The organism is Geodermatophilus sp. SYSU D00700 (genome assembly GCF_054050255.1).
In genome coordinates this window covers 1-26936 of sequence record NZ_JBJGZA010000052.1, presented here as the reverse complement: position 1 = coordinate 26936, position 26936 = coordinate 1, and the positions used below count along the sequence as shown (strand labels likewise).

Below are 26936 nucleotides of genomic sequence, written 5' to 3'. Positions count from 1 at the left end.
GCGCCGGCGCCCGCGCGCGCGGCGGGCGGCGCCCGCGCGCCGCCCGCCCCCCCCCCCCCCCCCCCCCCCCCCCCCCCCCCCCCGCCGCGACGGCTCCCCGCTGCGCCTGGTGGTCGTCCGCCCGGCCGTCCCCCGCCGGCAGGTGCCCGGGGTGCTGTGGATCCACGGCGGCGGCTACGCCATCGGCACACCGGAGCAGAGCCTCGCCACGGCCAGGCGCCTGGTCACCGCCGGCAACGCCGTCGTCGTCCTGCCGGACTACCGCCTCTCGGTCGACGCGCCCTACCCCGCGGCGCTGGACGACTGCTACGACGCCCTGCTGTGGCTGCGCGACCACGCCGGCGACCTGGGCGTCGCCGACGACCAGCTGGTCGTCGGGGGCGAGAGCGCCGGCGGCGGCCTGACCGCGGCGGTCACCCTGGCGGCCCGCGACCGGGGCGAGGTCGCCGTCGCCTTCCAGATGCCGCTGTACCCGATGCTCGACGACCGCCCCACCGCCTCCTCGCGCGACAACTCCACCCCGGTGTGGAACACCACGACCAACACCGCCGCCTGGGACCTCTACCTCGGCGAGCTGCGCGGCGGCGACGTGCCGGCCTACGCGGCCCCGGCACGGGCCACCGACCTCGCCGGCCTGCCTCCGACGCTGACCTTCGTCGGGGACATCGAGCCGTTCCACGACGAGGTCGTCGACTGGTGCCGGCGCCTGCGCGACGCCGGCGTCCCGGTCGGCCTCGAGATCTACCCCGGCGCCTTCCACGGCTTCGACCTCGTCGCGGGCTCCGCGCCGGTCAGCCGGAGGGCGCGCGCCTTCCTGGTCGACGGGTTCCGCGACTTCCTGGCCCGCTACCGCGCGCCGCAGCCGGCTCGCCGCTGACGTCCATCCGTTCCGTGCCCGCACCCGAACGCGCGTCCACCGGGATCAGGCGGCGGTAGCGCGGGCGGCCTCGTCGACCAGCCGCGCGACGACGTCGGGCCGGGAGACGGTGACGGCGTGGGAGGCGTCCACCTCGACGGTGTGCGACGACGCCCGCTCGGCCATGAACCGCTGGGCCTGCGCCGGGACGGCCACGTCCTGACGCGTGACGAGGGTCCAGGACGGGATGGTCCTCCAGGCCGCCGTGGTCGCCTCGTCCGCCAGTGCGTCGGCGGTGATCGGCCGCTGCGTGACGGCCATCAGCTCGGCGACGGCCGCCGGCACGTCCGCGGCGAAGACCTCCCGGAACCGGTCGTGCTGGATGTAGAGGTCGTCGCGTGGCCGCCCGCCCGGACCACGGACCGGCACGGGGCGCAGCGCCTGGCCGAGCTCGTTGCCCGGGTACCTGCCGGCCAGCTCACCGGTGCTCTCCCCCGCCTCGAGCAGGAAGCTGGCGACGTACACCAGCGCCCTCACCCGCGGGTGGCCCTCGGCCGCCTCGCTCATCACGCTGCCGCCGTAGGAGTGGCCCGCGAGGACGATCGGCCCGTCCACGCCGTCCAGGACGTCGCGCAGGAACTCGGCGTCGCCGGCCAGCGAGCGGAGCGGGTTGGCGACCCCGATCACCGGGTGTCCGTCCCGCCGGAGCTCGGCGATCACGCCGTTCCAGCTCGACGAGTCGGCGAAGGCCCCGTGCACGAGCACCACCGTCGGCGGAGCGCCGGTGCGGGCCTCGGGCGTGCCGCTGGTCATCGGTCCTCCCTCCCGGTCCGTGGGGAACGAGCGCCTCACGGGGCGATGACGAGCTCGGCGATGAGCTCGCCGTCCATCGCGAAGCGGTAGCCGAGCTCGACGACGCCGCCGGGGAAGTCGCCCTCCAGCCGGTTGGTGACGACCCAGTGCGTGGCGTCGACGCGCTGGGCACCGACGAGCTCGGTGGTGTAGCTGAACCGGGCTCCGGCCCGGGACAGGAAGCGCCGGACCTCGTCGGTCCCCCGGTAGGTCGTGCCGTCGTCGACGACCACGGCGGTGGGCGTGAAGGCGCGCAGTGCGGCGTCCGCGTCGCGGGCCGCGTGCGCGGCCAGGTACTCGCGGATCGGAGCCGGGAGCTGGTCCGGCCGGATGCTGGTCGGTGTGGTCATACCCCGACGGTGCGGCCTCCCGGGGCGGGAGGGTCAAGGGGGTGGACCCTCCCCCGGGGAGAGGGTGCAGAGTGCTCCGGTGCTGGCGATCGGCGAGTTCTCCCGGCTGACCCACCTCAGCGTGCGCACCCTGCGCCGCTACCACGACGCGGGCCTGCTCGAGCCGGCGACCGTGGACGAGGCGACCGGCTACCGCTACTACAGCGCGGGCCAGATCCCGACCGCCCAGGTCATCCACCGGCTGCGCGAGCTCGACGTCCCCCTGTCCGACGTGCAGCGCATCCTGCGCTCCCCCGACCCGGGCACCCGTGCCGCCCTGGTCTCCGACCACCTGCAGCGGCTCGAGACCGAACTGGACCGCACCCGGGCCGCGGTGGCGTCGCTGCGCCGGCTGCTGCGACCGGAGCCGGCCCCGCTCGAGGTGGAGGTGCGCGCGGTGCCCGCCTCGACCGTGGCCGCGGTCGAGGACGACGTGGCGCACGACCAGGTCCTCGGCTGGTACGCCGGCGCCATGGCCGAGCTGGACGCGGTGGTCGGCGAGCCGACCGGCGCCCCCGGAGGGCTGTACGACAACGCGCTGTTCGAGGCCGGCCGCGGGCACGTGCTCGTGTACCGGCCGACGGCGCGGCCCCCGCGCAGCGGCCGCGTGCACCCGGTGACCCTGCCGGCCGTCGAGCTGGCCGTCACCACCCACGTCGGCGAGCACGACGACATCGACGTCACCTACGGCGAACTGGGTGCCTGGGTGCTGGCCAACGCGCTCGCGGTGGCCGGACCGGTGCGGGAGACCTACCTGGCCGGCCCGCGCGACGCCCCCGACCCGTCGGCCTGGCGGACCGAGATCGGCTGGCCGGTCTTCCGGGTGGCCCCGCGCTGACGGTCCCGGGCGCCGGGGGTCCGTCACGCCTGCGGCGTCAGACCCCGCCGCAGCTCGTCCAGGGCCTGCGCGAGGCCGACCCGGGGCACCCAGCCCCACCGGCGCGCGCGGTCGGTGCGCAGCTGCCCGGTCCACACCGGCTCGTCGGTCCACTCGGGGGCGACGCCCAGCGCACCGGTCACCGTGCCGAGGTAGTCCCGCCACGTCGCGGGCTCGCCGGCGACGATGACCGGGGTCGTGCCGCCGGGCACGGGGCCCCGCTCCGGGTCGTCGGACGTGGCGACGGCGCCCGTGGCGACGTCCGCGACGAAGGCCGCCAGGTCCTCGACGTGCACCCAGGGCCAGGTCTGCGCCGGGTTGGCCCGGCGGTCGCCGTCCCGGATCGCCTGCGGTCGCAGCGTGTTCCAGACCGAGGTGTCGCCGGCGCCCAGGATCGCCGGCGGGCGGACCAGCACGGTCGTGAGCCCGCCGACCTGTACCAGCGCGGCGTCGGCGGCGTTCTTGGTGTCGGGGTAGTCGCCACTGCCCTCGGGCAGGAGGCGACCGTCCTCGGCGACGTCCCCGACGCCGGCCGAGCGGTCGTAGACCCCGGCCGTGGACACGTGCACCAGCCGGGCGACGCCGGCGTCGCGGGCCGCGCGGGCGAGGACCGACGTGCCCTCGACGCCCACCCGGTGCTGGACCTCCCGCGGCGAGCCCATCGGGTGGACCGTCGTGACGACCGCGTCGGCCCCCCGGGTCACCGCGCGGGCGAGGGACTCGTCGGCGGGGTCGCCGACGTGCTCGGCGACCCCGCCGAGCGCGGGCGCGCTGCCGGCGCGGCGGACCACGGCGCGCACCTGCGCCGACCGCTCGACCAGCGCCCGGCACACCGCGGTGCCCACCAGCCCGTTCGCACCGGTCACCACGACGACGGGAGATGCAGCGGCCATGCCGCCCACCCTGTCAGCGAGCCCGTGACGGCGCGCGTCGCCGGGCACGTCGTGGCCGCGTCGAGGACTGCTCGCGCCGGGTCGACCGGACGGGGAGCCACGCCGCGCACGGTGTCCGGGCCGGAGGCCGCCCCCGGCCGAGCGGACGCGACGGACCCCCTGGCGCACCCGGACGACCGGTTGTAGAGAGGAGCTGTTCCCACCGCCGACGAGGGAGCACTCCCATGGCCGACAAGTCGCCCCACGACAACCACGCCACGAAGAAGTCGGGCAAGGCCGTCAAGGCCAAGCGCAGCGAACGCAAGGAGAAGCAGCGGGCCGCCACGGAGATGGAGCGGCTGATGCACCCCCGCCGGACCAAGACCTGACCGATCCCCGCGAGGGAGGACACGCCGCGTCCACACCAGCCGGCACCGGCCGCTCTCGTCCTCCCGACCCGAGACCGCGCCCCCCGGAGAGACGCCGGAGCGGCTCTCCGGGGGGCGTTTCTCCGACCGGCCCGATCAGCCGCTGAGCCGGGACCTGAGCATCTGCTTGCCCTGCTCCGCGCCCTTGCGGCTCTCCGCCTGTGCCTTGCGGAAGAGATCGGCGAGCTCGCTGTCGCCGTCGCGATCGGCGTCCTGGATGTAGGTCTCGAGCCGGAGTGCGTTGCTCAGGCACTGCTCGGTGAACCAGATGAGGTTGTAGTCCTTGTCCCGGGTGCCGGTGACCTGTCCGGACTCCTGGCCGCTCCCAGTGGTCATGTCCCGCTCCCTCCCATCGAGTGAGGCCCCCGGTCTACTCGCCGGCACCGGCCGCGTCCACCGGCACGTGCCCGGTGCACCCCGTTCCCGCCCTGCCCGGACAGCGCTGAGCCCGCCGGCCGGTCAGGGCATCCGCCGACCGGGTCCAGCAGCTCGTCGACGCAGCGGATGGCTCGTCGTGGAGAGTCCCCGGTGGGAGGATCGGCACGTCCGAGCGCGGCGAGGCCGGGTGCGTGTCCCGACCCCGGGCCGGACGGACGGAGGGAGTGGCGCCGTGGCCGACCAGCACCCCATCGAGCCGGACGAGGTCTACCGGGGGGACGGCAGCCGGGTGCCGCAGCGCCGGACGGCGCTGGACACGGTGCCGGCCGCGGTGCGGTTCCTGCTCCCGGCCCTGCGCCGTGGCACGACCGCCGGGTCACTGGTCACCGCGTCGGCCCTCGCGATCGCGGCGGCCGTCACCGCCCGGGCCGCCGAGGCGGCACGGCACGCGGTGGAGCAGGCGGCCCGGGAGGGGCTGTCCCCGCGGTCCACCGGGCCGTGGATCGAGGTCTCGGTCACCCGGATCGAGGTGCGCTGGCCCCGCTGAGCCGCGCCGGCCGCCGTCCAGGACGCGACAGGCGGCGCCCCCGGGGTCACGGCACGGACCGGGTGGCCGGTTTGCCGATTTCGGACGGCAGCGGCACGATTCTCCCGGGCGAGGAGAGCCGGCCACCGATCCGATCGGGTGGTGAGGGTGTGGCCCGCGACCAGGAGTCCCCCTCCGGCACGGGGACCGGCCACTGGACGGACGCCGACCGCCTGTTGAGCGCCCTCGGGCACGCGGTCATCGCCACCGACCTCGACGGCCGCATCGTCCGGTGGAACCCCGCCGCCGAGCAGCTGTACGGCTGGAGCGCCGAGGAGATCCTGGGCAGGGACATCGCGGAGGTGACGGTCCCCGAGGCCGGGCAGGAACACGGCGGCGAGATCATGCGGTCGCTGCGCGAGGGCAGGCCCTGGTCCGGCGGCTTCACCGTCGTCCGCAAGGACGGCTCGACCTTCTCCGCGCTCGTGACCGACGTCGGGGTGCGGGACGACGACGGTCGACTCGTCGGGATCCTGGGGGTCTCCACGGACGTGGGCCACGCGCTGCGCCCACTGCTGGCCCGCTCGTCGGACGCGGTCCTGGTCACCTCCCGCAGCGGCGCCGTCTCGTACGCCAGCCCCGCCTTCACCCGGCTGTTCGGCTGGTCCGAGGACGGCGTCCTCGGCGCGCACCTGTGGGATCTCGTGCACCCCGACGACCGGCCGGCCGCGGCTCCGCCGCCCGACCGGGACGAGGGCGAGGAGCCACCTGCGCTGGTGTGCCGCCTCCGCTGCCCGGACGGCTCCTGGCGCCACGTCGAGATGGTCGTGACCGACCTGCTCGACGACCCCGCGGTCCGGGCCCGGATCTGCAACGTCCGCGACGTCACCGAGCGGCTGAGGGTGCAGGACCGGCTGGCCGAGCTCAACGGGCAACTCGAGGCCGCCCTGACCTCGCGGGTGGTCATCGAGCAGGCCAAGGGCATGCTGGCGGAACGGCGCGGGATCTCCGTCGACGAGGCGTTCCAGGTCCTGCGCAGGCACGCCCGTGCGCACAACGCGTCCCTGCAGGACGTCGCGACCGCGGTCGTCACCCTCGGGCTGTCCCCCTGAGCCCGGGGGCGCCCGGCCGCACGCCTCCCGCCTGGCCCGGCGTGGGCGGGGCGACTAGCGTGGTGACCGGCCGCCCCGCGGCCCTCCGCCCCGGTCCCCGGCGGAATCCTGTCGCTCCGGTCCACGGCGACGCCCAGTAGGTGCTGACTGGATGGACCGATGCTGACCCTCACCACGACCTGGACCGTCCCCGTCGACCGGCAGGTCGCCGACGCGGTCGGGCCCCACCCCACCCCCTTCCCGGTGGCCCGGACCATCGGGGAGGAGACCCCGGCCCGTAGCCTCCACCTCCTCGACGGGGACGGCGCCTCCTTGTGCGAGGCGGTCCCGCCGCAGCAGCTCGAGCGGATGCGCCGGCCCTGGGAGGACGTCGACGCCGACGCCCGGTGCCGCCCCTGCGAGCTGCTCGGCTCCTCGACCTTCGTGACCCGCTCCCTGGCCTGACTGACCTCCGCCACGCCGGGCCGCCCCCTGCTCCCCGGCCCGGCGGCCGTCCGGCGGTCACACGTCCAGGCGCTCCGCCCGGTGCTCGGTGCCCCCGAACACGAAGGTCAGGTCGGTCAGGTCCAGCGGCGGCGCGCCACGGCGAGAGGGGTCGGTGCCCGGCGCCACGGTGACGAGCCCGACCTGCTGCTCGTCGGGCAGGACGGCCCAGCCCACCCGTGCCTCGGTGCCGTCGACCTGGATGCGCGCCTCGTACACCCCGGCGGGCGCGGCGGCCACCGTGGCCGTGAAGGGCGTGTCGAGCGCAGCCGTCCGCAGCCGGCCGGAGACGGCGCCGTCCCCGACCGCGCCGGTGAGGACGGCCCCGTCCCGCCCGGTCAACTCCAGGCGGCCGTCGGCGAGGGAGCCCTGCAGCCAGGCCTCGAACTGCCTGCCGTCGCACACGTAGGCGATCACCTCGTCGACGCCGACCAGGATGGCCACGACGGCGGGCCCCTCCTCCACCCGTCCCCCGAAGACGCCCTGCGCGGCGGGACCCTCCGGAGAGGAGGTCGGCGCGGCGGTGGGTGCCGGTGCCGCCGAGGCCGTCGGCGCGGCGCTGGCGCCGTCCCCGCCCGGCGCGGTGGCGACCGCGCCCCGGACGTACCCGACGAAGGTGACTCCCAGCAGGAGCGCTGCCACGACCACGACGCCCAGTTGCCACGCCACTCGTCGCTCGCGACGCCCCGCCGGCGCGGTGCCGGGTGCGGCGCCCGCGTCCGCCTCGGGGACGAAGGAGATGCCGGCCAGGACGTCCCGGTACTCCTCGGTCGCCTCCTCGACCGCGAGCCGGCCGTACTGCAGACGTGCCTGCAGCCCGGCCAGCATCGCCGCCGCGGCCTGAGCGGCGCCGATGCGGGCCTGCAGGTCGCTGCTCTTCTCCAGGTTCGCCGAGACCGCCGCCGTCACGGAGACCACGAGGGCGCCCAGGCACAGCACGCCCCAGACGACCGCCGACGTGTCGAGGGACAGCCCCCGCTGGACGGTCTCCGCGAAGCCGGTCCCGCCCAGCGCCGGGCCCGCGGTGAGCGCGGCCACGACCGCACTGCTCACGATGTTGATCGTCGACAGCCGGTTGCTCACCGGCGTCTTCTCCCGGACGTACGCCTCGGTGCTCGCCCGTCTCGCCTCGATCATCGAGAGCAGTCCCGCTCGCGGATCGGGCGTGGCCGTGGGTTCCAGCGTGGTCACCTCCCTCGGACGCGTGCCGTCGGCGGTCCCCGACACGCGGGGGACGACGGCCGGTACGGGACACGACCCTGGTGATCCGGCGTCACCGCGGCGTCACGGTGGAGCAGCGCCGCTGGTCAGGACAGGCGACCGAGGAGCTCCAGCGCGGTCCGGCAGCCGTCCTCCCCGGCCATGGCACGCGCGGCGTCCGCCGCGGCGCCGGGTCCGGGCAGGGTGGCCAGTGCCGCACCGAGGCGGTCGGCGGTGAGCCGCCGCGCGGCCACGGGTGCCGCGCCGAGGCCGCGCCGGTGGAGCAGTGCGCCCCAGAAGGGCTGGTCGGCGATGAACGGCACCGTCACCGAGACCACCCCCGCCCGCACGGCGGCGTGCGCCGTACCCGCGCCGCCGTGGTGCACGGCGACGCTGCAGCGGGGCAGCACCGCCGCGTGGGGCACGCCGGCGCGGACGAGGACGCCGTCGCCGGCCAGGTCCGCGGGGATCCGCAGGCCTCCCCAGCCCTCGGCCACGAGGACCCGGCGCCCGGTCGCGCGGACCGCGCTGACGACGGCCCGGCCGCGGGCGACGGGGTCGCCGGTGGCCATGGACCCGAACCCGGCGTAGACGACGTCGCCGGCCTCGAGGAAGGCGTCGAGCTCGGCGTCGAGCGGCTGGTCCGCCGGTGGGCGGTGCCAGGGCCCCGTGATCCGGGTGGTGTCCGGCCAGTCGGAGGGGCGGGGCAGGAGGACGCCGCTGACCGGCACGAGGGTCAGCGAGGGAGCCGGGAGCCGACCGCGCACGGGCACCCCGAGCCGGGCCCGGATCTCCCGCAGGGTCCCCGCGAACGGCCGGGAGGCGCCGGCCGCGGCCCGGTAGGTCAGCCGGTTGAACCGCCCCAGGTCCACCGTCGTGACCCCGGCGGCGGGGAACTCGCGGGTCGGTGTCAGCGTCGGGACGATCTCCACCAGCACGTGCGGGATCCCCAGGTGCGCCGCGGCGATCGGCGCGGAGAGCACCTTGGGGTGGTGGACGACCACGTCGGGGCGGAACGCCACCGCGGCCTCGGCCGCGGACCGCAGCATGGCGGCCATCAGGGGGCGGACCACGGAGCGGTAGGACCGCAGCGCCGCCCACGCCGACACACCCTGTTGCGCGACCAGAGCCGTGAAGTCCGCGTCGAGAGGGACGACGTCGACGCCGGCGCCCTCGGCCGCGTCGACGAAGTCGCGCGTCACGCCCAGCCGGACGTCGTGGCCGTCGTCCCGCGCCCGCCGCGCCAGCGCGAGGAAGGGCTCGACGTCCCCCCGGCTGCCGGCCGTCACCAGCATCATCCGCATCCCGGCCCCCACTCCGCGCCCCGTCGGGGTCCCGGTCAGCTTCCTCGCCGGCGGTGACCGCGGCCAGGGGTCGCGGTCCGGGCTCCCGTCACCGGGCCGGGGTCGCCCGCTCCTCCTCCGCCAGGCGGTCGGCGAACAGCGGCGGCAGATAGCGCAGCATCAGGGTCGACCACACCACGTGCGTGAGCACCGACGCCTGGATCCCCCCGGTGATCCGGCGCTGCTGGGCGAAGAGCAGGCCCATCGGCACGCTGGCCAGCACGAGCGCCGGGTTGCGGGTGGCGGTGGTGGCCAGGCCGTACACCGCGGTCGAGACGAGCACGGGCCGCCGGGCCCCCGCCGCCGCGTAGAGCGCGCCGCGGAAGAACACCTCCTCCGCCACGCCGTTCGCCAGCGTGGTGGTGAGCACGAGGGGGGCCGACCCCTGGTCGGCGTACCGGAGCACCGAGCCGATCGCCCGCGCCAGGACCGGGATCCGCCGGGCGACCAGCGCGGCGGCGTAGAAGGCCCCGAAGGCGCCGGCCCCCGAGACGACCGGCGTGAGCAGCGGCCGCTGCAGCCGGTCGCCGGGCCCGAACATCCGTCCCAGGTGCAGCGGCCCGGACGCCAGCCCCCCGGCGACCCAGGTGCCGGCGACGCCGAGGGTCAGCCCGTAGAACCGCGGCGAGCCCGGCGGGGTCGACAGCGACACCCCCAGCAGCGAGGCGCCCGCCACCGCGACGGTGCCGGTGACCCGCCGGCGCCGCCGGAAGGCCTCGTCGCTCTCCCAGTGGTCCCGCGGCACGCTCCGCAGCAGCGGCCCGGCTGCCCGCCGGACCCGGGCCTCCAGCGCCGCGAGGGCGCGGCGGCGGGTCACCGCCGCGCTCCGCGGCTGAGCCACCCGCCCCGCCGCTCCCCGATCCGCCGCCGGCGTTCCCGCGCCCGCTCGACCAGGGCGGTGAGCACCATCTCGTCGTAGTCCACCGGCTCGAAGGGGACGACCGAGCGGATGGCGGGGTCGGTGACGACCACCTCGTTGGTCATCGAGTCGATGAGCGAGCGACCGGTGGCCACGTCGACGTCGGTGACCAGGGACAGCCAGCGCGAGGACAGCCGCGGGCTGAGCAGCGGGACGGGCACGACGAACAGGTGCCGGTTCTGGATGTCGGCGACCCGGGTGAGCATCTGCAGGTAGGTGAGCACCTCCGGGCCCCCGACCTCGAACACCCGCCCGGCGGCCTGCGGCGCGTCGAGGACGCCGACCAGGTACCGGACGACGTCGGCGACCGCGATCGGCTGGGTCCGCGTGCCGACCCACCGGGGGGTGACCATCGCGGGCAGGTGGGCCACGAGCTGGCGGGTGATCTCCCACGACACCCCGCCGTGGCCGACCACGATGCCCGCGCGCAGCACGGTCACCGGCACCCCGCTGCCGGCCAGGAGCCGCTCCACCTCCCGGCGGCTGCGCAGGTGCGGGGACAACCGGTCGCCGTCCCGGCCCAGGCCCCCGAGGTAGACGATCCGGCCGACGCCGGCCGACGCGGCGGCACGCGCGAAGGCCCGCGCCGCGTCGGCGTCCTTGCGCTCGAAGTCCGCGTCGGCCAGGGAGTGCACGAGGTAGTAGGCGGCCTCCGCGCCCTCGAGCGCCTCCCGCAGCGACGCCTCGTCCCCGACGTCCCCCGCGACCGGCGTGCCGGCTCCCTCGTAGCCCCCGGGTCGGCGGGTCATGGCCCGGACCTCGTGGCCCTGCTCGTCCAGCGCGGTGGCCAGCCGGCCGCCCACGAACCCCGATGCACCGGTGACCAGCACTCGCACCGCCCCAGCCTGACGCGGACGGGCGACGCGCGCGACCCGGTCGCGCACCATCCGGCCGTGGCCCGGGGACCGGCTCCAGGTCAGTCCGACCAGGACGGTGGCCGCCTGCCGAGGAAGGCGTCCACTTCCTCGCGGGAGTCCCGCGCCGCGCCGAGCGCCACCGCCTCCTCGCGCTCGATGGCCAGGCCCTCGTCGAAGGGCAGGTCGACGCCCCCGGTGACGCTGCGCCGGATCGCCGCCAGCGCCCGCGCCGGCTTCCGGGCCAGCCCCGACGAGACCGATGGCGTGCGCCTCCTCGGCGCCGAGCAGGGTCCCGTCGTAGAGGAAGCGCAGCGCCCGTGGCCGGCCCAGTGGCAGGCGTCGACCGGCGGCCGGTCGTACTCGATCCACCCCACCCGGTCCTGGACCGTGACCCGCAGGAGGTCGGCCATGCGCCATCCGCACACCACGCCGGCTCGAGGACCGTCCGCCGGCCCGCCGCCCGCGCCGGCTCCCGACCTACCCTGGTCGTCGACCGCCTCGGCGTGGCCCGGTCACCGCAGGCTGGACGTCCGCCACCTCCACCGGGTCCTCGCCGGGCGCCCACCCACCCGGAGAGGCCGAGCCGTGGCGCAGCGCGTGACCGACGAGGCCGTCCTCGTCACCGGAGCAACCTCGGGCATCGGGGCCGGCCTCGCCGCGCGCTTTCTCGCGCGCGGCGCCCGCGTCGTGCTGGTGGGCCGCGACCGGGACCGGCTGGAGGCAGCCGCCGCTGCGCACCCCGCCGCGTCCGCGGTGGTCGTGGACGTCGCCGACCCGGAGTCGGTCACCCGCGGGATGGCGGAGGTGGCGGCGCACACCCCGGTCCTGACCACCCTCGTCAACAACGCGGGGATCCAGCGGGTGCTCGACTTCTCCGCCGTCGAGCCTCCCGGGCCAGCGGACGTCGCACCCGAGATCGCGACGAACCTCACCGGGCTGGTCAACGTCACCGCCGCCGCGCTCCCCCTGCTCCGTCGGGCCCGGCGGTCGCGCGTGGTCAACGTCGGCTCGGGCCTCGGCTTCGTGCCGCTGGCCAAAGCCCCCGTCTACTCGGCGACGAAGGCCGCGGTGCACTCCTTCACGGTGAGCCTGCGCCGGCAACTGGCCGGCTCGACGGTGCAGGTCGTCGAGATCATCGCGCCGGTCGTCGACACGCCGCTGCACCGCGACCTGCCGTCGACGCCGCCCATGGCCATGCCCCTCGACGCCTTCCTGGACAAGGCCGTGCGGGGCCTGGACGCCGGCCGGGACGAGATCGCCATCGGGCTCGGCCGCCTGTCCCGGCTCGGGGCCCGGCTGGCTCCGCGGCAGCTGTTCTCCCTGGTGAACAGCGGGGGCTGACCCTCGACCGGGCCCCACCGCCGGACCGACCACCACGCTGCCGCCGCGGCCGGACACCGTGGTGCCGGGTCCGCTCACGCACGCCTGCGCGAGACCCATCGACCTCGAGGGGGAGAGCTAGCGGAGACCCGGACTCCCGTCCCGGCCGGCCTCGGGTCCCGTCGCGCGACGCTGCAGGTCGTCGGCGAGGTAGCCGCTGACCAGTCGGTCGGCCGTCGAGGAGGTGGCCGAGAACCCGGTGACCGCCGCGACGAAGTCCGGACCGCTGAGGGCGGCCAGCTCGGTGTCCTCCAGCGCGCGCACGGTCGCCGTCCGCGGGACCGCGCGCAGCAGCGCGATCTCGCCGAACGCGTCGCCGGGACCGAGCCGGCGCACCTCGTGTCCGTCGTGGACCACCGCCACCGAGCCGGACTCGACGACGTAGAAGTCGTCGCCCGGGTCACCCTCCCGGAAGACGTCGGTGCCCGTCCGGACCGACGTCCGGCGCAGGCGCTGGGCCAGCCCCTCGATCGCCGGGACGGGCAGCAGGCGGAGCATGTCGACGCGGCGGAGGAGGACGATCCGGTCCTTCCGCACCCCGATGTCCGCGTCGGTCGCCCGCAGTCCGGCCCAGCGCGCCGCGACCGCCAGCGGCAGGAGGCAGCCGACGACGACGAGCGCCCAGGCGCCACCGAGCCAGGAGGCCAGGACCGGGACCGCCAGCGACCCGAGCGCCAGCGCGAGGGAGAACACCGCCTCGGTCAGCGCGAGCACCCGTGCAAGCGTCTCGTCGGGCACCAGCCGCTGCAGCAGGGTGAACCCGGTGACGTCGACGAGCGCGTTGGCGGCGCCGACGACGAGGAACGCGCCGACCGCCGCGTAGCTGCCGGTCAGCAGGCCGACCAGGACCAGCGGCAGCCCCCACAGCGTGATCCCCGCGCCGAAGAGCGTGCCCAGCCGGGCGCTCCCCGCGGCACCGATCGACGCCATCGCCGCCACCAGGCCGCCCACCCCGAACGCCGCCCACAGCAGCCCGACCCCCGGCCGGCCGAGGTCGGTGAGGTCGACCGCCGCCACGACCGCGAGCACCGTCAGGGTGCCGCGGACGAGGCACTGCACGCCGCCGAGGAGGATCACGTCCGCCGCCCGGGGGCGCCGGCGCAGTTCGCGGAGACCGTCGGCGACGTCGGCGAGCACGCCGGGGCGCCCGGCCCGCCCGCTGGCCGCCGGGCGCGGGGACTCGTAGCGCAGCGCAGCGGCCAGCAGACCGGCGACGGCGGCGAGCAGGGCCACCACACCGAACGCGGCGGCCGCGCTCCACTCCGCGAGCAGGACGGCAGCGGCCAGCGGGCCGACCAGCGCCGCCACGCCGTCCAGGATGGAGCGGACCGCGTTCACACCCGCCAGCTCCTCCGGCGTGGTGCACAGCGTGGGGAACAGGGCGCCGAGCACCGGCCGGTAGCCGGCATGGCACACCGTCGAGACCGTCAGCAGCGCGTACACGAGCAGCGGCTGCCCGGCCGCGGCAGCTGACCCGGCCCCTGCCGCGGTCACCGCCCTGAGGGTGCACGTCACCACGAGCAGCCGGCGGCGGTCGACCCGGTCGGCCAGCGCGCCCAACCACGGGAGCGCGACCGTCGTGGGCAGCACCCGCAGGAACCCGATGACGCCGACGCCCACCGCCCCGTCGGTGTCGAACGCGTACACCGTCATCGCCGTGAGGAGGAGGAACTCGCCCGTCCACGCCGACACCGACGACAACTGAGCCAGCCGGAGGTTGCGGTTGCCCGCCACCGTGGCCCACGCCTCGCGGTAGGCACCCGCCACGGCGCGCACGCTAGCAGCGCAGCGGCGTCCCGAGGGGACTCCCCGCAGCCCAGGGGCGGTACGGTGCACCCTCGACCAGCCGGCCGGGCCCCGGTCCCGGTCCAGCCCACGAGCAGCGAAGTCGACGGTGACCGGTGGCGGACGACCCCTCGACCCCAGGTCTCGGTGGGCGGCGTCCGCGCGTGCTGGGCGTCTTCGCCCACCCCGACGACGAGACCGTCTGCGCCGGCGGCACCTTCGCGAAGTACGCGAGTGCCGGTGCCGACGTCCGTGTGGTCTCCCTGACCCGGGGCGGTGCCGGCCAGATCCGGGACGCCGACGTGGCCACCCGCGCCACCCTGCGCGCGGTCCGCGAGCGGGAGCTCGCCGCGGCCGGGGAGGAGCTCGGGCTCGCCGGGACGAGGTGCCTCGACCACCCCGACGGCGGCCTCGGCGCCGTCGACCGTCGGACCCTGACCGACCTCGCGTCGGACCCTGCTCGGGGAGTTCGACCCCGAGGTGGTGGTCACCTTCGGCCCGGACGGGTTCTCCGGACACCCGGACCACGTCGCCGTCGGGGCTGCCGTCACCGCGGCCTGCCAGGAGCGGCAGGCCGCGGCGCCGGTCCGGCTCTTCCACTGCCACCTGCCCCGCAGCGGGATGCTGCTGCGCGACCGGCTGGCCACCTGGGTCGTCGAGCTGACGACCCGCTTCAAGGGCACGCGGGACTTCGTCCGCGCCCTCTCGGTCTTCTCGCGCGAGACGAGTGCGCTTGGTTACGCGGCCGACTTCGTCAACGTCGAGTGGTTCCCCGCCGGCTCCTACCTCATCGAGCAGGGCGAGGCCGCGACGGTGATGCACTTCCTCCTGTCAGGGCACGTCGAGATCCGCCGCGAGGGCGAGGACGGCACCGTCCGGGTGGTCGACCGGTCGGGCCCCGGCGAGTTCCTCGGTGAGCAGGGCATCGCCACCGGCCGGCCGCGCAACGCACACGTGGTCGCCCTCGACGACGTCACGAGCCTGACCTTCCTGGCCTCGGACCCCGCCTCGCTCGGCGGACCGGACGAGCAGGCCCTTCTCCGGAGCAGGTCGCTCCCCTCGGGCGACCGGGTCGACCCCCGGGTGAGCACGCGCATCGACGTCTCGGACTTCGTCGGCCACAAGGTCCGGGCCACCGCCGCCCACCGCTCCCAGTACCCCATCGACCCGACGATGTTCCCCGAGTCGATCCTCCGGGAGATGTTCGGCGCCGAGTACTTCATCCAGGTGCTGCCGGAGCGGCAGCTGAGGACCTCGCTCTTCGACGACTAGGTCCGCCTCGCCGGACGCCGCCGGGCGCCCGGCGAGGACTGCCGCCGGCGACCTGCCAGGCGCTAGGGTCCGGCATGACGACCCGGCGTGCACTGCTCCTGATCGCCGACATCGGCGGCTACACGCAGTACATGCAGTTCCACCGGAGCATCCTCGGGCACGCGGAGGCGGCCACCCAGCGCATGCTCGACAGGGTCGTCGGTGCGGCGCGGGACTTCGACCTGATCGAGATCGAGGGCGACGCGGCGTTCCTCTCCCGGGACGCCGAGGGGGTGGACGGCCCCGCTGCGCTGTCCGCCGTCACCCGCGCCGTCGTCGCCATGCACCAGGCCTTCCACCGGGAGCGCCGGTACGTCGAGCTGAACATGTGCCCCTGCGGCAGTTGCACGCAGACCAACGGCCTGACGCTGAAGTTCGTGGCACACGTCGGGGAGGTCGCCACCCAGACGATCAGGCGCCGGACGAAGCTCGTCGGCGTGGACGTGATCTACGTGCACCGGCTGCTCAAGAACGCCGTCGACGTCCCGGAGTACCTCCTCGTCTCCGACGACCTCCACCGTGGCGGCGGCACCGCCGCCACGGGCCTGGCGATGCGGGAGATCCCCCAGGACCTCGAGGGCATCGGTCCGGTGCGGACGTTCTTCGTGGACGTCACCGACATGGCCGCGCCGCCGGCGCTGCCGGACCCCTCCTGGCCCCGCCGCCTCGGCAGCACGCTGGGCATGGTCGGCCGGGGCCTCCCGCACGTCCTCCCCCGCCGGCGCGTCCGGACGCTCGCCGCAGCCGGCTGACGCCTCCGGCACGGCCGGTCGAGCGGTCCACCGCCGTCGTCCGCAGGCGCACCCGTCGGCCGGCGACCGGGCACCTACCGGAAGAGGTCCCAGAAGCTGCCCGAGGTGTCCCACGGCCGCCCGCCGCCGTTCCCCGCCTCGGGCAGGGCGTGCCGGACCAGGAACAGCCCGGCCACGAACGGCAGGATCCCGACCCCGAAGCCGATGCCGCCGAGCAGGGCGCGTCCGGGGTCCACGATCGCCAGCACCAGGCCGCCGATCGAGACCGCCAGTCCCGTTCCGATCCCCACGACGCCCCACACCGTCCGCGCCCGCATGCCACTCCTCCCGTCGAGCGGAGCACTGTCACACACCGCACCGCCGATCGGGCGGCCGGGCGGGCCGGATCGCACGATGGTGGTGTGCTCTCCGTTGCTCTGGCGCGCGCCCTGCAGGACGCGGGGCTCCAGTGGACCCCCGCGCGCGGCGACAGCTTCGTCATCCCCGACCGGGACATGGACGCCGACGTCTTCGTGCTCTCGGACATGACCATCGAGGTCCACCGGTTCCCCACCGGGCCGGTGATCGGCTTCAACGGCACCACCGAGTGGGCGCTCGACGCGGTCGAGCAGTCCGAGACGCTGTGGGTGCCCGCCGAGCACCAGCTCCGTGAGCTGCTCGGCGACGCGTTCGCCGGGCTGGCGCCGACCGGCGACGGCTACCGGGTCACCCTCCGGGTCGACGGCGCGACGAGCGGACACGAGGGTCGAGACCCGGCCGAGGCCTACGCACGGGCGCTGCTCCACCTGATGAGGTCCCGGCGCGGCGTCTGAGGACGCGCTCCGGGGAGGTGGACTCCGTCACCGGCCCGGCGGGACCATGCCGGACGGGACCATGCCGGGCGGGACCCAGGGAGGCGACGTGACCGGTTACGCGCTCGAGATCACCGCCGAGGAGGTCCGGCGCTACCGGATGATGGCCGACCGGGCCCGCAGCGAGGAGGCCCCCCACTGGCGCGCCGCCGGCATCGTGCCCGGCGCGACGGTCGCCGACGTCGGCTGCGGTCCCGCGGCGGTCGCCGTCGTCATCGCGCGGGTCGTGGGCCCGGAGGGTCGCGTGGTCGGCGTGGAGCCCGACGCGTCGGCGCGCGCGGCCGCGCGGCGGGTGGTCGCCGACTCCGGTGCGGGCAACGTCGAGGTGCGGGAGGGCACCGGCACCGCCAGCGGGATCGCGCCGGGATCGGTGGACGTCGCGCTGATGCGCCACGTGCTGGCGCACAACGGCGGCCGGGAGCAGGCGATCGTCGACCACCTCGCCTCCCTGGTGCGGCCGGGCGGAGCGGTCTACCTCGTCGACGTCGACGGGACCGCGAGACGAGCGCTCGACACCGAACCGGAGCTCGCCGACCTCGAGGAGCGCTACGACGAGCTGCACCGCCGGCGGGGCAACGACCTCCGGGTCGGCCTGCAGCTGGCCCGCCTGCTCGAGCGCGCCGGCCTCGACGTCGAGCTGCACGAGGGCCGGTACCTGATCGCGCCGCTCCCGCCGGGCGTGCGCCCGCCGGCGTGGGCGGCCCGCGACGCCCTGCTGGCCGACGGTCTCGCCGGGCCCGACGACGTCCGCCGCTGGGAGGCGGCCTTCGAGCGGATGGACGCCGCGCCCGTCCGCCCGACCGTGTTCGCGCCCTACTTCGTCGGCATCGGCCGCCGTCGCCGAGCGGGGTAGCCGGAACCCCGGGAGCTCGAATTGACACCGGTGCCGGGTGACGCTTCCGTGAACGGGCCGGAAACTCGCCCCCGACGAAGCGAGGACCTCGTGGCCCACACCAGCGGCAGCGCCAGCACCGTCGACGAGGAGGACACCGGGCTCCGGAGGTCCATCACCGGCGGGCAGCTGTTCTTCTACACCCTCGGTGACGTCCTCGGCTCCGGGATCTACGTCCTGATCGGCCTGGTCGCCGCCGCCGTCGGCGGGGCGTTCTGGATCGCGTTCGCCCTCGGCGTCACCGTCGCGGCCATCACCGGCGCCGCCTACGCCGAGCTGGTGACCAAGTACCCCCAGGCCGCCGGCGCCTCGCTCTACATCAAGAAGGCCTTCGGCAGCACGGCGCTGACCTTCCTGGTCACCGTGTCGTTCCTGTCGGCCAGCTTCGCGGCGACCGGCTCACTGGCCACCGGGTTCGCCTCCTACTTCGCCACGCTCTGGGACGGCCCGCCGGCGTTGCTCGTGTCCCTCGTGTTCGTCCTCGCGCTGGTGGTCGTGAACTTCATCGGCATCACCGAGTCGGTGGTGATGAACATGCTGATGACCTTCGTCGAGGTCGCCGGCCTGCTCATCATCATGGTCATCGGCGTCTGGTTCATCGCCCAGGGCGACGCCGACTTCGGGGTCCTCGCCGACATCAGCGTCTCCGGCAACCCCGCGCTCGCGGTCCTCGCCGGCATCGCCTTCTCCTTCTTCGCGATGACCGGCTTCGAGAACACGGCCAACGTCGCCGAGGAGACGATCGAACCGCACCGGAACTTCCCGCGGTCCCTGGTCGGCGGGATGGTCGTGGCCGGCCTCGTCTACGTCCTGGTGTCCATGGCCGCCGCCCTCACCGTGCCCACCGACCAGCTCGCCGAGTCCGACGCGGCGCTGCTCGAGGTCGTCAGGCAGGGCATCCTGCCCTTCTCGACCGACTTCATGACCACGCTGTTCTCGATCATCGCGCTGATCGCGATCACCAACACCACCCTGGTCACGATCGTCACCCAGCCGCGGATCCTCTACGGCATGGCCAAGGAGGACGTCGTCCCGGGCGTCTTCGCGAAGATCCACGCCACCCGCCGCAGCCCCTGGGTGGGGCTGCTCTTCAGCGCGGTGGTGGTCGGGGCCCTGCTCATCGCCGGCAGCATCTTCGTCAGTGCCGGCGGCATCGACCTGGTCAACACCCTCGCCCTGGTCACGGTCGTGCTCCTCCTGGCCATCTACGCCCTCGTGATCGTGGCCTGCCTCAAGCTGCGCGGGCGGGACGAGGACGAGCGCACCTACCGGGCCAACACGCCCCTGTTGATCCTGGGGCTGCTCGGCAACCTGGCCATCCTCGGGTTCGCCGTCTACGACGACCCGTCGTCGCTGATCTGGTGTGCCGGGCTCATCGCCGTCGGCGTCGTCCTCTTCCTCATCGAGTACACCGTCGGCTCGCGCAACCGCCCCCCGGGCGCCCGGCGCGGCGATCCCGAGGCCGTCGTCCGGAAGGACGTCTGAGATGCACGTCGTCGTCGCCACCGACGGGTCGCCGCAGTCGCTGGCCGCGGCCCGCCACCTCACGTCCTTCGCCGACCCCGCGAAGATCGACACGATCTCGGTCGTGGCGGTGCTCCGGCCGCTGGCCTCGGTGGCCTTCGCCGACGAGATCTCGGAGGCCGAGCACCACGAGGTCGGCGAGGGCGCCGGCAGCTTCCGCGAGGCGGCGCAGCGTGCCGTCGACGCGGTGGCGGCCGTCTTCGACGGCTGGGGACCGGAGGTCGGCAGGCAGATCCGCAGCGGGTCGCCCGCCGCGGAGATCATCAAGGCGGCGACCGAGCACGACGCCGGGCTGATCGTGATGGCGGCCGGCGGACGCGGGCTCAGCGACGTGATCCTCCTCGGCAGCACCGCCCAGCGGGTGCAGCACTACGCACCCTGTCCGGTGCTCGTCGTCCGCCCCGCCCCCCGGGCGAGGAAGGCCGTCCGGGGCCCGGCGTGACCCCGCGACCGGCACCGGACGACGTCCGGCGCATCGTGCTGCTCGGGCCACCCGGCTCCGGCAAGGGCACCCAGGCCGCGCTGCTCGCCGAGGCGCTCGGCGTGCCGGCGGTGTCGACCGGGGAGCTGTTCCGCGCCCACGTCGCCGCCGGGACCGAGCTCGGCCGGACCGTGGCGGCGTACGCGAACGTCGGTGACCTCGTCCCGGACGACGTCACGACGGCGGTGCTCGTCGAGCGGCTGGAGGAGCCCGACTGCGAGCACGGGTACCTCCTCGACGGCTTCCCCCGGACGGTGGCCCAGGCCGAGCGGCTGCGCGAGGAGCTGCGGGCCCGGGCCACGCGCCTGGACGCCGTGGTCGACCTCGAGGTCGGCGACGCCGAGCTGATCCGGCGGATGGCGGCGCGCCGGGTGCTCGTGGACGGCGCCTGGGTCGCGCGCGAGGACGACCGGCCCGAGACGGTGCGGCACCGGCTGGAGGTCTACCGCGAGCAGACCGCCCCGCTGGTCGACTTCTACGCCGCCGAGGGGATCCTGCGGCGGGTCGACGCCGACGGCGAGGTGCCCGTGGTCGCCGCACGGGTGCTCGCCGCCCTCGGCCGGGGTGCGCCGGGAACGGCAGGGCCCCCGGTCGGGTAGCGGGCCCGATCGGTCAGCCCCCGCGGCGCACCAGCTCCCGCGCGGCCCGCTCGACGTCGCTCTCGGAGACCAGCACGTGCAGGGCGGCGTCGCCGAGCGGGATGAAGCTGTCGGCGCTGGTCACCCGGGCCATCCGGCCGGTGAAGCCGGCGTCGACCAGGGCCGCCAGCACGCCCTCGGACACACCGCCGGAGCGGCGGGTCTCGTCGACGACCAGGACACGGCCGGTCGCCTCCGCCTCCCGCACGACGTCGGCCACGGGCAGCGGCGCCAGCCAGCGCAGGTCCACCACCCGGCACCCGATCCCCTCCTCGGCGAGGCGGGCCGCGACCCGGAGGCTCATGTGCAGGCCGTTGGCCCACGTGACCAGCGTCAGGTCGGTCCCGTCGCCGTGGGTGCGCGCCCGGCCTATCGGCACGTGGTGCTCGGCCCACTCCCCCGGCGGGCGGTACGGCGCGGTCCACCCGTCGTCGCCCTCCGCGTGCAGGTCACGGGTGTGGTAGAGCGCGATCGGCTCCAGGAAGACGCACACGGCGCCGTCGACCGCCGCCGCCGCGCAGGTGCGCAGCATCGCCGCGGCGTCGTCGGGCCGCCCCGGCGAGGCGACGACCAGGCCCGGGACGTCGCGCAGCACCCCGACGGCGTCGTCGTTGTGGAAGTGACCGCCGAAGCCCTTCTGGTACCCGTAGCCGGCGATCCGGACGACCATCGGGTTGCGGTACTGCCCGTTGGAGAAGAACTGCAGGGTCGCCGCCTCGCCGCGCAGCTGGTCCTCGGCGTTGTGCAGGTAGGCCAGGTACTGGATCTCGGGGATCGGCAGCAGGCCGGAGACGCCGGCGCCGAGGCCGAGCCCGAGCACGGTCTGCTCGTCGAGCAGGGTGTCGAAGACCCGGGCGGCACCGGCCTTGCGGAGCAGGCCGCGGGTCACCCCGTAGACGCCGCCCTTGGCCGCGACGTCCTCCCCGAAGACCAGGGCGCCCGGGTGGCGTGCCAGGACGTCGAGCAGCGCCCGGTTGATCGACTGCGCCAGCGTCATCGGCGGCTCGTCCTCGGGCAGCGTGCTCCCGAACAGGGCGGCGCGGCGCTCGGGCGGCGCGGCCTCGGCGGCGACCCTGGCCACCTCCTGCGTCGTGGCGGGCGCGAGCGGCGCCACCACCTCCGCGGCCGACCCCAGCCGGGGCAGGCCGGCGACCTCCCGGGCGAGGTCGAGCACCCGGGACCGCATCCCCTCGTAGCGGTCGAGCACCTCGGCCGGCGTGAGCAGCCCGGTGTCGACGAGCAGCCGGGCGGTGCCGAGCAGCGGGTCGCGGCGCAGGTCGGCGGCGACCTGGTCGGCCCGCCGGTAGGCGCTCTCGACGTCGGTGCCGGCGTGCCCCATGAGCCGGACCGTCCGCAGGTGGAGGAACGCCGGCCGGCGGTGCCGCCGGACCCAGTCCGCCGCCCGCCGGGCCGTGACGACGGCGTCGAGCAGGTCGGCGCCGTCGGCGGCGAAGTACTCCAGCCCCGGGCGGCTGCCGTAGGCGTGCGCCACCCAGCCGTCCGGGGTGGGCACGCTGATGCCGATGCCGTTGTCCTCGCAGACGAGCAGCAGCGGCATCGGCAGCCCCCGGAACCCGACCTGCACGGCGGCGTTGATCGCGCCCACGGCCGTCGAGTGGTTCGCCGAGGCGTCCCCGAAGCTGCAGACGGTGACGGCGTCGCGCGGGTACTCCCCCTCCAGCCCGAGCTTGCGGACGCGGTCGATCGAGAACGCCATGCCGAGGGCGCGGGGCAGGTGGGAGGCGATCGTCGACGTCTGCGGCAGCACGGCGAGGTCGCGGCGGCCGAAGACCTTGTGCCGGCCGCCCGAGATGGGCTCCTCGGCGGCCGCGACGATGCCGAGGAGGACGTCGCGCAGCGGGTCCGAGCCGCCGGCCACCTGGCCCGCCCGCTCGAGGAAGAAGGCGCCCGAGCGGTAGTGCAGCAGCGCGGGGTCGGTCGGGCGCAGCGCGGCCGCCACGGCCGCGTTGCCCTCGTGCCCGGACGAGCCGATCGTGTAGAAGCCCTCGCCCCGGGCCCGCAGCCAGCGGGCGGCCAGGTCCAGGTGCCGGCTGCCCAGCTGGGCGTCGAACAGCCGGAGGACCTCCTCGGCGGGGACGTCCGGGGGCAGCACCGCCCGGTCGCCGCCGCGCGCGGCGCCGTCGAGGCCCTTGACCGTCTCGATGAGGTGTTCGTCGACCTGCTCCACCGGAACACCTTGTCCCGCGGGGACGGCCCGGTCCAGCACCGGCCCCGGGGACGGCCGCCGAGTCGCCCCCTGGCCACCTCGACAGCCGGCGCCGCCCGGCGGCATCCTCGCGGTGGGTGGTCGCCATCTGCAGCCGCACCCGGCCGGCCCGCGGTCGGCAGGAGGGAGCCGACGTGCCCGCTCCCGAGTTCCACCTGCGGTCCTACCCGCTGCCCGACGACGTGCGCGCGCACGCCGCGGCGGCGGAGGACGCCGGCTGGGACGGGCTGCTGCTGACCGACACGCAGAACCTCAGCATGGACGTCGTCGGGTCGCTGTACCTGGCCGCCTCGGCCACGTCGCGGCTGAGGCTCGGCACCGCCGTGACCAACCTCGTCACCCGCCATCCCGCGGTCGTGGCGTCGACGTTCGCCACCCTGCACCACGTCACCGGGGGACGGGCGCACCTCGGGGTCGGCCGCGGTGACACGGCGCTGGAGCTCGTGGGGCTCCGGCCGCCGTCGGCGCACGACTTCGAGCAGCAGCTCGGCCGGCTGCAGACCTACCTGCGAGGCGGCACGGTCGACGTCGACGGGTTCGGCAGCCGGATCACGTGGCTGCCGGTCGCCGGCGACGAGGCGGTCCCCGTGGACGTGTTCGGCTCCGGGCCGCAGGTCATCGGAGCCGCGGCACGGCAGGCGGACCGGGTCACCGTGACCGTGGGCGCCGAACCCGAGCGGGTCGCGTGGGCGGTGCGGACGGCACGGGAGGCGCGCGCGGCCGCCGGGCTCGACCCGCAGACCCTCGACGTCGGTGCGTTCGTCGTGGTGGGCGTCGGCACCGACCAGGACGCGCTGGAGGAGCTCGTGCGCGGCAACGCGAGCATCTCCGCCCACTTCCAGCGCGGCGCCCGCTCGTCCCTGTCGACGGCCGACGCCGCCGTCGTCGCCGATGTCAGCGCGCACTACGACAGCTACCACCACGGGCTGGAGCACGCGACGCAGGCCGAGACGCTGTCCGGTGGGTTCCTGCGGCGGTTCTGCGTCATCGGCGGTCCCGACGAGTGCGTGGAGCGGCTGCGCGGGCTGATCGGGCTCGGCCTGTCCCACGTGACGGTCGTGGGCGGGTCCCGGGACATCGACCCCGGCGTGCGCGAGCGCTCCGACCGCCTGGTCGCCGAGGAGGTGCTGCCCGCGCTGCGGTCGCCGTGACGGCGACCGCCCGGTGTGCGCCGCCGGTGTCCGGACCCTGGACGCCGTCAGCCGGCCAGCGCGAAGGTGGTGCCCTTGCTGTTGGCCGCGGACGTCGGGTCCCCGGTCGCCGAGGTGGTGCCCGCGGAGGCTGCGGACACGGCGTCCCCGCGAGGAGCCACCACGGTGGCGTCGGCGAGGCCCGCGGCGAGCCCCACGGCGCCCGTGGCGCTGACCAGGACGACGGCGAGGCGACGGCGGAGAGGCATGCGCACAGCCTGGCCGGGGGCTGCAGAGGACCTGCAGAGGCGCCGTCCCGGGGTGGGGCTCCGGCCCGCCGAGGGGGATCAGTTCCGGCTGCCGCCCGGCGCCACGACGATCTCGTCCGCCGTCAGCGCGGCGACCTCGTCGACGTGGCGGGCCGACCCGTCGAGCAGGTCGGCGCTCGTCAGGGCCTCGGCCGCCAGTTGCCGCGCTCTCAGCCGGGCGAACTCCCGGGCCACCTCGCGCAGGCGTCCGGCATCGCGGCCGAGCGCCGCGTGCCCGTGGCCGAGCATGGCCGTCGCCAGGGGCGCGTCGAGTGCGTCCGCGGCTCCCCGGAGCAGGGGCAGGGCCGCTTCCGGACGGCCGAAGCGGACGGCGTCGTGCGCGAGGACCGCCGTGTACAGCGGCACGTGCTCGGCCACCTCCGCGGCGACGCGCAGGGCCTCGCGGGCGGCGGCGTCCGGCCCGGACGAGCGGACCAGCAGCCAGGCACGCGCGCGGTCGGCCATGACCGTGCTCTTCTGCTCCCCGGCGCGCAGGTCGCGGTCATAGTGGTCCAGGTGGCGCTCGGCCGCCGCCCCGTCACCGGCCATGGCCGCGGTCAGCGCCGCCGTGGAGACGGCGAACGAGTACACGTTCATCACGTCCCGACGGCGGAGCAGGGGCAGCGCGTCCTCGGCCATCCGCCGCGTCGTCCGGGTGACCGACCCGGCGAGCGCGGCGACGGCCGCGGCGGAGAAGGTCCACAGCCCGGCCCAGTCCGGGTGCTCGGCACCCGCCACGGCGCGCTCTGCCCGGTCGATGCAGTCCCGCACGGCGGCGTCGGGCTCGCCGCCGAACGACCGCACCTGCTCGTGGGCGAGTTCCAGCCACATCAGGGCGAGCGGGCGGGGGGCCGGGATCGCGGCCCGCGCGGCCGAGGCCCGCCGGACGGCCGCCGCGGCGACGGGGTGCGGCCCGGCGAAGGATGCGGCGAACGCGGCCACGCAGTCGGCGGCGAAGGCCGTCTCGAGCGGCGCGTCGGGCGACCGCAGGGACAGGGCGAGGTCGCGGGCGACGGTCCACTCCCCGGTGAAGCCCTTGAGCTCGGCGCTGGCCAGGCGGAGGGCGCGCCCGGCCTCGGTGCCGGACAGCCGCCGCTGGGCCTCGTCGACGAGGGCGAAGGCCCCCTGGGCGTCGTTGCCGTAGAGCCGGCCGCGGGCCTGGCTGATCACGATGCCCGCGTCGTCCTCGTCCGAGGCGGCCCGCTCGCCGGCCTGCCGGTAGAGGTCCTCGACCAGGTCGAGCCGGCCCAGCGCGGCTGCCGACTCAGCTCCGACGAGGGCGGCCGTGGTGCCGGCTCCGGCGTCGAGGGCGGCCCGTGCCAGCCGGAGCGCGAGCTCGTGGTCGCCGCCGGCCTGCGCCCGCTGTGCGCCCACCTGCAGGAGGGACCCGTCGACGGCGACGCCGCCGTCGAGGCACAGCACGGCGTGCTGGACGGCGTACCCCTCGGCGAGGGCGGACCCGGTGAAGGCCTGCGCGAGGCGGGCCGAGACGTGCCGCCGCCGGAGCCGGGGCATCCGGGCGCGGATCACCTCGCCGTAGATGGGGTGGGCGGGCAGGACGACGGCGGCGCCGGCCGCGTCGTCGACGCGGACGAGGTCGTGCAGCTCGAGACCCAGGACGGCCTCCGGCGACGCGACGCGGTCCAGCACCGGGAGCGGCACCGGCTCGGCGATCGCGACGGCCTCCAGGGCTCCGGACTCCTCCGGCCCCAGGCCGCGCAGGCGCTCCCCCACGATGTCCAGCAGCCGGTCGGAGGGCCGGAAGCCGACGCCGAGCGACCACTCGCCGTCCCGGCGGGTCAGTGCTCCGGACGCCAGGGCCCCCCTGAGCAGCTCCCGCAGGTACAGCGGGCTCCCACCGGCCAACCGGAGGACGCGGCTGCGCGCGGCCGTGGCGAGCGGGCTCCCGAGGGCCGCGTCGAGCAGCCGGCCCATCTCGGGGTCGGGCAGCGGGTGGAGGTCCACCCGCTCGATCACCCCGTCCTTCCACAGGTCGACCAGCGGATCGGCCTCCTGGGCGCGCTCCGTCGCGAGGAGGAACGCGCTCGACGCGCGGACGACCTGGTCGACCACGGTGATCGTGGCGGGGTCGGCGAGGTGGGCGTCGTCGAGGGAGACGACCAGTCGTCCGGCTCCGGCAGCCCGCGCGACGAGGGCGCTCACCGTCGAGTGGACGAGGTCTCCCGGGATGAGGTTCGTCGACCCGCCGTGCCCCGCCGCCGACACGACGTGGGCCATGCAGCCGAGCGGGATCTCCCGACCGCTGCTGGTCGCGGAGAGACGGAGCGTGGGGTGCCCGGCGTCGGCGTGCTCGCGGACGAACTCCGCGGACAGGCGCGACTTCCCCACCCCCGGCGGCCCCACCACCACGGCTCCACCGCCCCCGGAGGCGAACAGGTCCCGCAGCCGGGTCAGCTCCGCCTGCCGGCCGCGGAGTTCCCACTCCCCCCAGGCGGCGGTCGCCGGGTCCTGTTCCGGCCGCGGCGCCTCGCCCCGCCGCGGCCCCGCCGCGGGCGGCCGGCGGCGGGCCGCGGGCGGGGGGGGGGGGTGGGGCGGGGGCGGGCG

General features: G+C 76.0%; 29 protein-coding genes and 1 pseudogene. 16 read left to right on the top strand and 14 right to left on the bottom strand.

Translation table 11 applies throughout. The annotated features are described in order from the left end of the window. Positions 1–109: 109 nt before the first annotated feature. On the top strand, positions 110–877 hold the full coding sequence (locus ACI79V_RS22750) for an alpha/beta hydrolase (protein WP_456892977.1): 768 nt from the start codon (positions 110–112) through the stop codon (positions 875–877). Positions 878–922: 45 nt separating this feature from the next. Here ACI79V_RS22750 and ACI79V_RS22745 read toward each other — a convergent pair whose 3' ends face one another. Further along, positions 923–1669: an alpha/beta fold hydrolase gene (locus ACI79V_RS22745; RefSeq protein WP_456892975.1), complete on the bottom strand. Its 747-nt coding sequence runs from the start codon at positions 1667–1669 to the stop codon at positions 923–925. A 35-nt stretch (positions 1670–1704) separates the two neighbouring features. Continuing rightward, positions 1705–2058, bottom strand: a complete 354-nt coding sequence (locus ACI79V_RS22740) for a nuclear transport factor 2 family protein (RefSeq protein WP_456892973.1) — start codon at positions 2056–2058, stop codon at positions 1705–1707. Between the two features lie 64 nt (positions 2059–2122). Between ACI79V_RS22740 and ACI79V_RS22735 the strand changes: the two genes are divergently transcribed. Continuing rightward, positions 2123–2935, top strand: a complete 813-nt coding sequence (locus tag ACI79V_RS22735; RefSeq protein WP_456892971.1) for a MerR family transcriptional regulator — start codon at positions 2123–2125, stop codon at positions 2933–2935. A 23-nt stretch (positions 2936–2958) separates the two neighbouring features. Here ACI79V_RS22735 and ACI79V_RS22730 read toward each other — a convergent pair whose 3' ends face one another. Next, a complete protein-coding gene (locus tag ACI79V_RS22730; RefSeq protein WP_456892969.1) occupies positions 2959–3867 on the bottom strand; it encodes an NAD-dependent epimerase/dehydratase family protein in 909 nt (302 codons plus the stop codon). A 224-nt stretch (positions 3868–4091) separates the two neighbouring features. On the opposite strand from ACI79V_RS22730, the gene ACI79V_RS22725 reads away from it, so the two are divergent. Beyond that, entirely contained in the window at positions 4092–4235 is a 144-nt protein-coding gene (locus ACI79V_RS22725; protein WP_456892967.1) for a hypothetical protein, read from the top strand. A 135-nt stretch (positions 4236–4370) separates the two neighbouring features. Here the strand turns inward: ACI79V_RS22725 and ACI79V_RS22720 are convergent, their stop codons facing one another. Continuing rightward, positions 4371–4610 (bottom strand): hypothetical protein, encoded by a 240-nt coding sequence (locus ACI79V_RS22720; RefSeq protein WP_456892965.1) that lies wholly within the window; start codon positions 4608–4610, stop codon positions 4371–4373. 274 nt (positions 4611–4884) lie between these two features. Here ACI79V_RS22720 and ACI79V_RS22715 point away from each other — a divergent pair, with 274 nt between their 5' ends. The 3 genes from ACI79V_RS22715 (at position 4885) to ACI79V_RS22705 (ending at position 6734) form a co-directional block, all read left to right on the top strand. Further along, complete coding sequence (locus ACI79V_RS22715) at positions 4885–5199, top strand: hypothetical protein (protein ID WP_456892963.1); 315 nt, start codon at positions 4885–4887, stop codon at positions 5197–5199. A 149-nt stretch (positions 5200–5348) separates the two neighbouring features. Next, on the top strand, positions 5349–6290 hold the full coding sequence (locus ACI79V_RS22710) for a PAS domain S-box protein (RefSeq protein WP_456892962.1): 942 nt from the start codon (positions 5349–5351) through the stop codon (positions 6288–6290). A 159-nt stretch (positions 6291–6449) separates the two neighbouring features. Further along, positions 6450–6734: a hypothetical protein gene (locus ACI79V_RS22705; protein ID WP_456892960.1), complete on the top strand. Its 285-nt coding sequence runs from the start codon at positions 6450–6452 to the stop codon at positions 6732–6734. 57 nt (positions 6735–6791) lie between these two features. Here ACI79V_RS22705 and ACI79V_RS22700 read toward each other — a convergent pair whose 3' ends face one another. The 5 genes from ACI79V_RS22700 to ACI79V_RS22680 form a co-directional block, all read right to left on the bottom strand. Then, positions 6792–7964 (bottom strand): hypothetical protein, encoded by a 1173-nt coding sequence (locus ACI79V_RS22700; protein WP_456892958.1) that lies wholly within the window; start codon positions 7962–7964, stop codon positions 6792–6794. 116 nt (positions 7965–8080) lie between these two features. After that, entirely contained in the window at positions 8081–9271 is a 1191-nt protein-coding gene (locus ACI79V_RS22695; protein WP_456892956.1) for a glycosyltransferase, read from the bottom strand. A gap of 94 nt (positions 9272–9365) precedes the next feature. Continuing rightward, positions 9366–10133, bottom strand: a complete 768-nt coding sequence (locus tag ACI79V_RS22690) for a CPBP family intramembrane glutamic endopeptidase (protein WP_456892955.1) — start codon at positions 10131–10133, stop codon at positions 9366–9368. Further along, a complete protein-coding gene (locus ACI79V_RS22685) occupies positions 10130–11071 on the bottom strand; it encodes an NAD(P)H-binding protein (protein WP_456892953.1) in 942 nt (313 codons plus the stop codon). The genes ACI79V_RS22690 and ACI79V_RS22685 overlap by 4 nt, the downstream gene beginning before the upstream one ends. An 80-nt stretch (positions 11072–11151) precedes the next feature. Then, positions 11152–11502, bottom strand: a complete 351-nt coding sequence (locus ACI79V_RS22680) for a hypothetical protein (RefSeq protein WP_456892951.1) — start codon at positions 11500–11502, stop codon at positions 11152–11154. Positions 11503–11677: 175 nt separating this feature from the next. Here ACI79V_RS22680 and ACI79V_RS22675 point away from each other — a divergent pair, with 175 nt between their 5' ends. Further along, positions 11678–12433, top strand: a complete 756-nt coding sequence (locus tag ACI79V_RS22675; RefSeq protein WP_456892949.1) for an SDR family oxidoreductase — start codon at positions 11678–11680, stop codon at positions 12431–12433. Positions 12434–12550: 117 nt separating this feature from the next. On the opposite strand, the gene ACI79V_RS22670 is transcribed toward ACI79V_RS22675, so the two are convergent. After that, positions 12551–14239 carry an MFS transporter gene (locus ACI79V_RS22670; RefSeq protein WP_456892947.1) on the bottom strand — a complete coding sequence of 563 codons (1689 nt, stop codon included), beginning with the start codon at positions 14237–14239 and terminating at the stop codon, positions 12551–12553. Between the two features lie 134 nt (positions 14240–14373). Between ACI79V_RS22670 and ACI79V_RS22665 the strand changes: the two are divergent. The 3 genes and pseudogenes from ACI79V_RS22665 to ACI79V_RS22655 all read left to right on the top strand — a co-directional run. Further along, positions 14374–14721 (top strand): annotated as a pseudogene (locus tag ACI79V_RS22665) (PIG-L deacetylase family protein); the annotation flags it as partial. A gap of 16 nt (positions 14722–14737) precedes the next feature. Continuing rightward, the gene (locus ACI79V_RS22660) at positions 14738–15529 is read left to right on the top strand and encodes a cyclic nucleotide-binding domain-containing protein (RefSeq protein ID WP_456892945.1); all 792 of its coding nucleotides are present in this window, start codon (positions 14738–14740) and stop codon (positions 15527–15529) included. 74 nt (positions 15530–15603) lie between these two features. Continuing rightward, the gene (locus ACI79V_RS22655) at positions 15604–16320 is read left to right on the top strand and encodes a DUF2652 domain-containing protein (RefSeq protein WP_456892943.1); all 717 of its coding nucleotides are present in this window, start codon (positions 15604–15606) and stop codon (positions 16318–16320) included. A gap of 74 nt (positions 16321–16394) precedes the next feature. On the opposite strand, the gene ACI79V_RS22650 is transcribed toward ACI79V_RS22655, so the two are convergent. Next, entirely contained in the window at positions 16395–16637 is a 243-nt protein-coding gene (locus ACI79V_RS22650) for a hypothetical protein (protein WP_456892942.1), read from the bottom strand. 84 nt (positions 16638–16721) lie between these two features. Here ACI79V_RS22650 and ACI79V_RS22645 point away from each other — a divergent pair, with 84 nt between their 5' ends. The 5 genes from ACI79V_RS22645 to ACI79V_RS22625 all read left to right on the top strand — a co-directional run bounded on the left by ACI79V_RS22645 (position 16722) and on the right by ACI79V_RS22625 (position 20667). Beyond that, positions 16722–17132: a hypothetical protein gene (locus tag ACI79V_RS22645; protein ID WP_456875898.1), complete on the top strand. Its 411-nt coding sequence runs from the start codon at positions 16722–16724 to the stop codon at positions 17130–17132. 88 nt (positions 17133–17220) lie between these two features. Continuing rightward, positions 17221–18024 (top strand): methyltransferase domain-containing protein, encoded by an 804-nt coding sequence (locus tag ACI79V_RS22640; protein WP_456892941.1) that lies wholly within the window; start codon positions 17221–17223, stop codon positions 18022–18024. 90 nt (positions 18025–18114) lie between these two features. Beyond that, a complete protein-coding gene (locus tag ACI79V_RS22635) occupies positions 18115–19548 on the top strand; it encodes an APC family permease (protein ID WP_456892939.1) in 1434 nt (477 codons plus the stop codon). A gap of 1 nt (position 19549) precedes the next feature. Continuing rightward, a complete protein-coding gene (locus tag ACI79V_RS22630; RefSeq protein ID WP_456892938.1) occupies positions 19550–20029 on the top strand; it encodes a universal stress protein in 480 nt (159 codons plus the stop codon). Further along, positions 20026–20667, top strand: coding sequence for an adenylate kinase (locus ACI79V_RS22625; protein ID WP_456892936.1), 642 nt, complete (start codon positions 20026–20028; stop codon positions 20665–20667). The genes ACI79V_RS22630 and ACI79V_RS22625 overlap by 4 nt, the downstream gene beginning before the upstream one ends. 13 nt (positions 20668–20680) lie before the next feature. Here the strand turns inward: ACI79V_RS22625 and ACI79V_RS22620 are convergent, their stop codons facing one another. Further along, positions 20681–22894: a thiamine pyrophosphate-dependent enzyme gene (locus ACI79V_RS22620; protein ID WP_456892934.1), complete on the bottom strand. Its 2214-nt coding sequence runs from the start codon at positions 22892–22894 to the stop codon at positions 20681–20683. A gap of 173 nt (positions 22895–23067) precedes the next feature. On the opposite strand from ACI79V_RS22620, the gene ACI79V_RS22615 reads away from it, so the two are divergent. Next, complete coding sequence (locus tag ACI79V_RS22615) at positions 23068–24084, top strand: LLM class flavin-dependent oxidoreductase (protein WP_456892932.1); 1017 nt, start codon at positions 23068–23070, stop codon at positions 24082–24084. Positions 24085–24131: 47 nt separating this feature from the next. On the opposite strand, the gene ACI79V_RS22610 is transcribed toward ACI79V_RS22615, so the two are convergent. Both ACI79V_RS22610 and ACI79V_RS22605 read right to left on the bottom strand, forming a co-directional pair. Beyond that, positions 24132–24332, bottom strand: a complete 201-nt coding sequence (locus tag ACI79V_RS22610; protein ID WP_456892930.1) for a hypothetical protein — start codon at positions 24330–24332, stop codon at positions 24132–24134. Between the two features lie 78 nt (positions 24333–24410). After that, positions 24411–26936: AAA family ATPase (locus tag ACI79V_RS22605; protein WP_456892928.1), on the bottom strand; the 2526-nt coding region annotated here is incomplete at its 5' end.

Coding starts and splice junctions, on each gene's coding strand:
- ACI79V_RS22745 (WP_456892975.1), bottom strand. CDS start 1,669: ATGACCAGCGGCACGCCCGAGGCCCGCACCGGCGCTCCGCCGACGGTG.
- ACI79V_RS22740 (WP_456892973.1), bottom strand. CDS start 2,058: ATGACCACACCGACCAGCATCCGGCCGGACCAGCTCCCGGCTCCGATC.
- ACI79V_RS22730 (WP_456892969.1), bottom strand. CDS start 3,867: ATGGCCGCTGCATCTCCCGTCGTCGTGGTGACCGGTGCGAACGGGCTG.
- ACI79V_RS22725 (WP_456892967.1), top strand. CDS start 4,092: ATGGCCGACAAGTCGCCCCACGACAACCACGCCACGAAGAAGTCGGGC.
- ACI79V_RS22720 (WP_456892965.1), bottom strand. CDS start 4,610: ATGACCACTGGGAGCGGCCAGGAGTCCGGACAGGTCACCGGCACCCGG.
- ACI79V_RS22705 (WP_456892960.1), top strand. CDS start 6,450: ATGCTGACCCTCACCACGACCTGGACCGTCCCCGTCGACCGGCAGGTC.
- ACI79V_RS22695 (WP_456892956.1), bottom strand. CDS start 9,271: ATGATGCTGGTGACGGCCGGCAGCCGGGGGGACGTCGAGCCCTTCCTC.
- ACI79V_RS22680 (WP_456892951.1), bottom strand. CDS start 11,502: ATGGCCGACCTCCTGCGGGTCACGGTCCAGGACCGGGTGGGGTGGATC.
- ACI79V_RS22655 (WP_456892943.1), top strand. CDS start 15,604: ATGACGACCCGGCGTGCACTGCTCCTGATCGCCGACATCGGCGGCTAC.
- ACI79V_RS22650 (WP_456892942.1), bottom strand. CDS start 16,637: ATGCGGGCGCGGACGGTGTGGGGCGTCGTGGGGATCGGAACGGGACTG.
- ACI79V_RS22630 (WP_456892938.1), top strand. CDS start 19,550: ATGCACGTCGTCGTCGCCACCGACGGGTCGCCGCAGTCGCTGGCCGCG.
- ACI79V_RS22610 (WP_456892930.1), bottom strand. CDS start 24,332: ATGCCTCTCCGCCGTCGCCTCGCCGTCGTCCTGGTCAGCGCCACGGGC.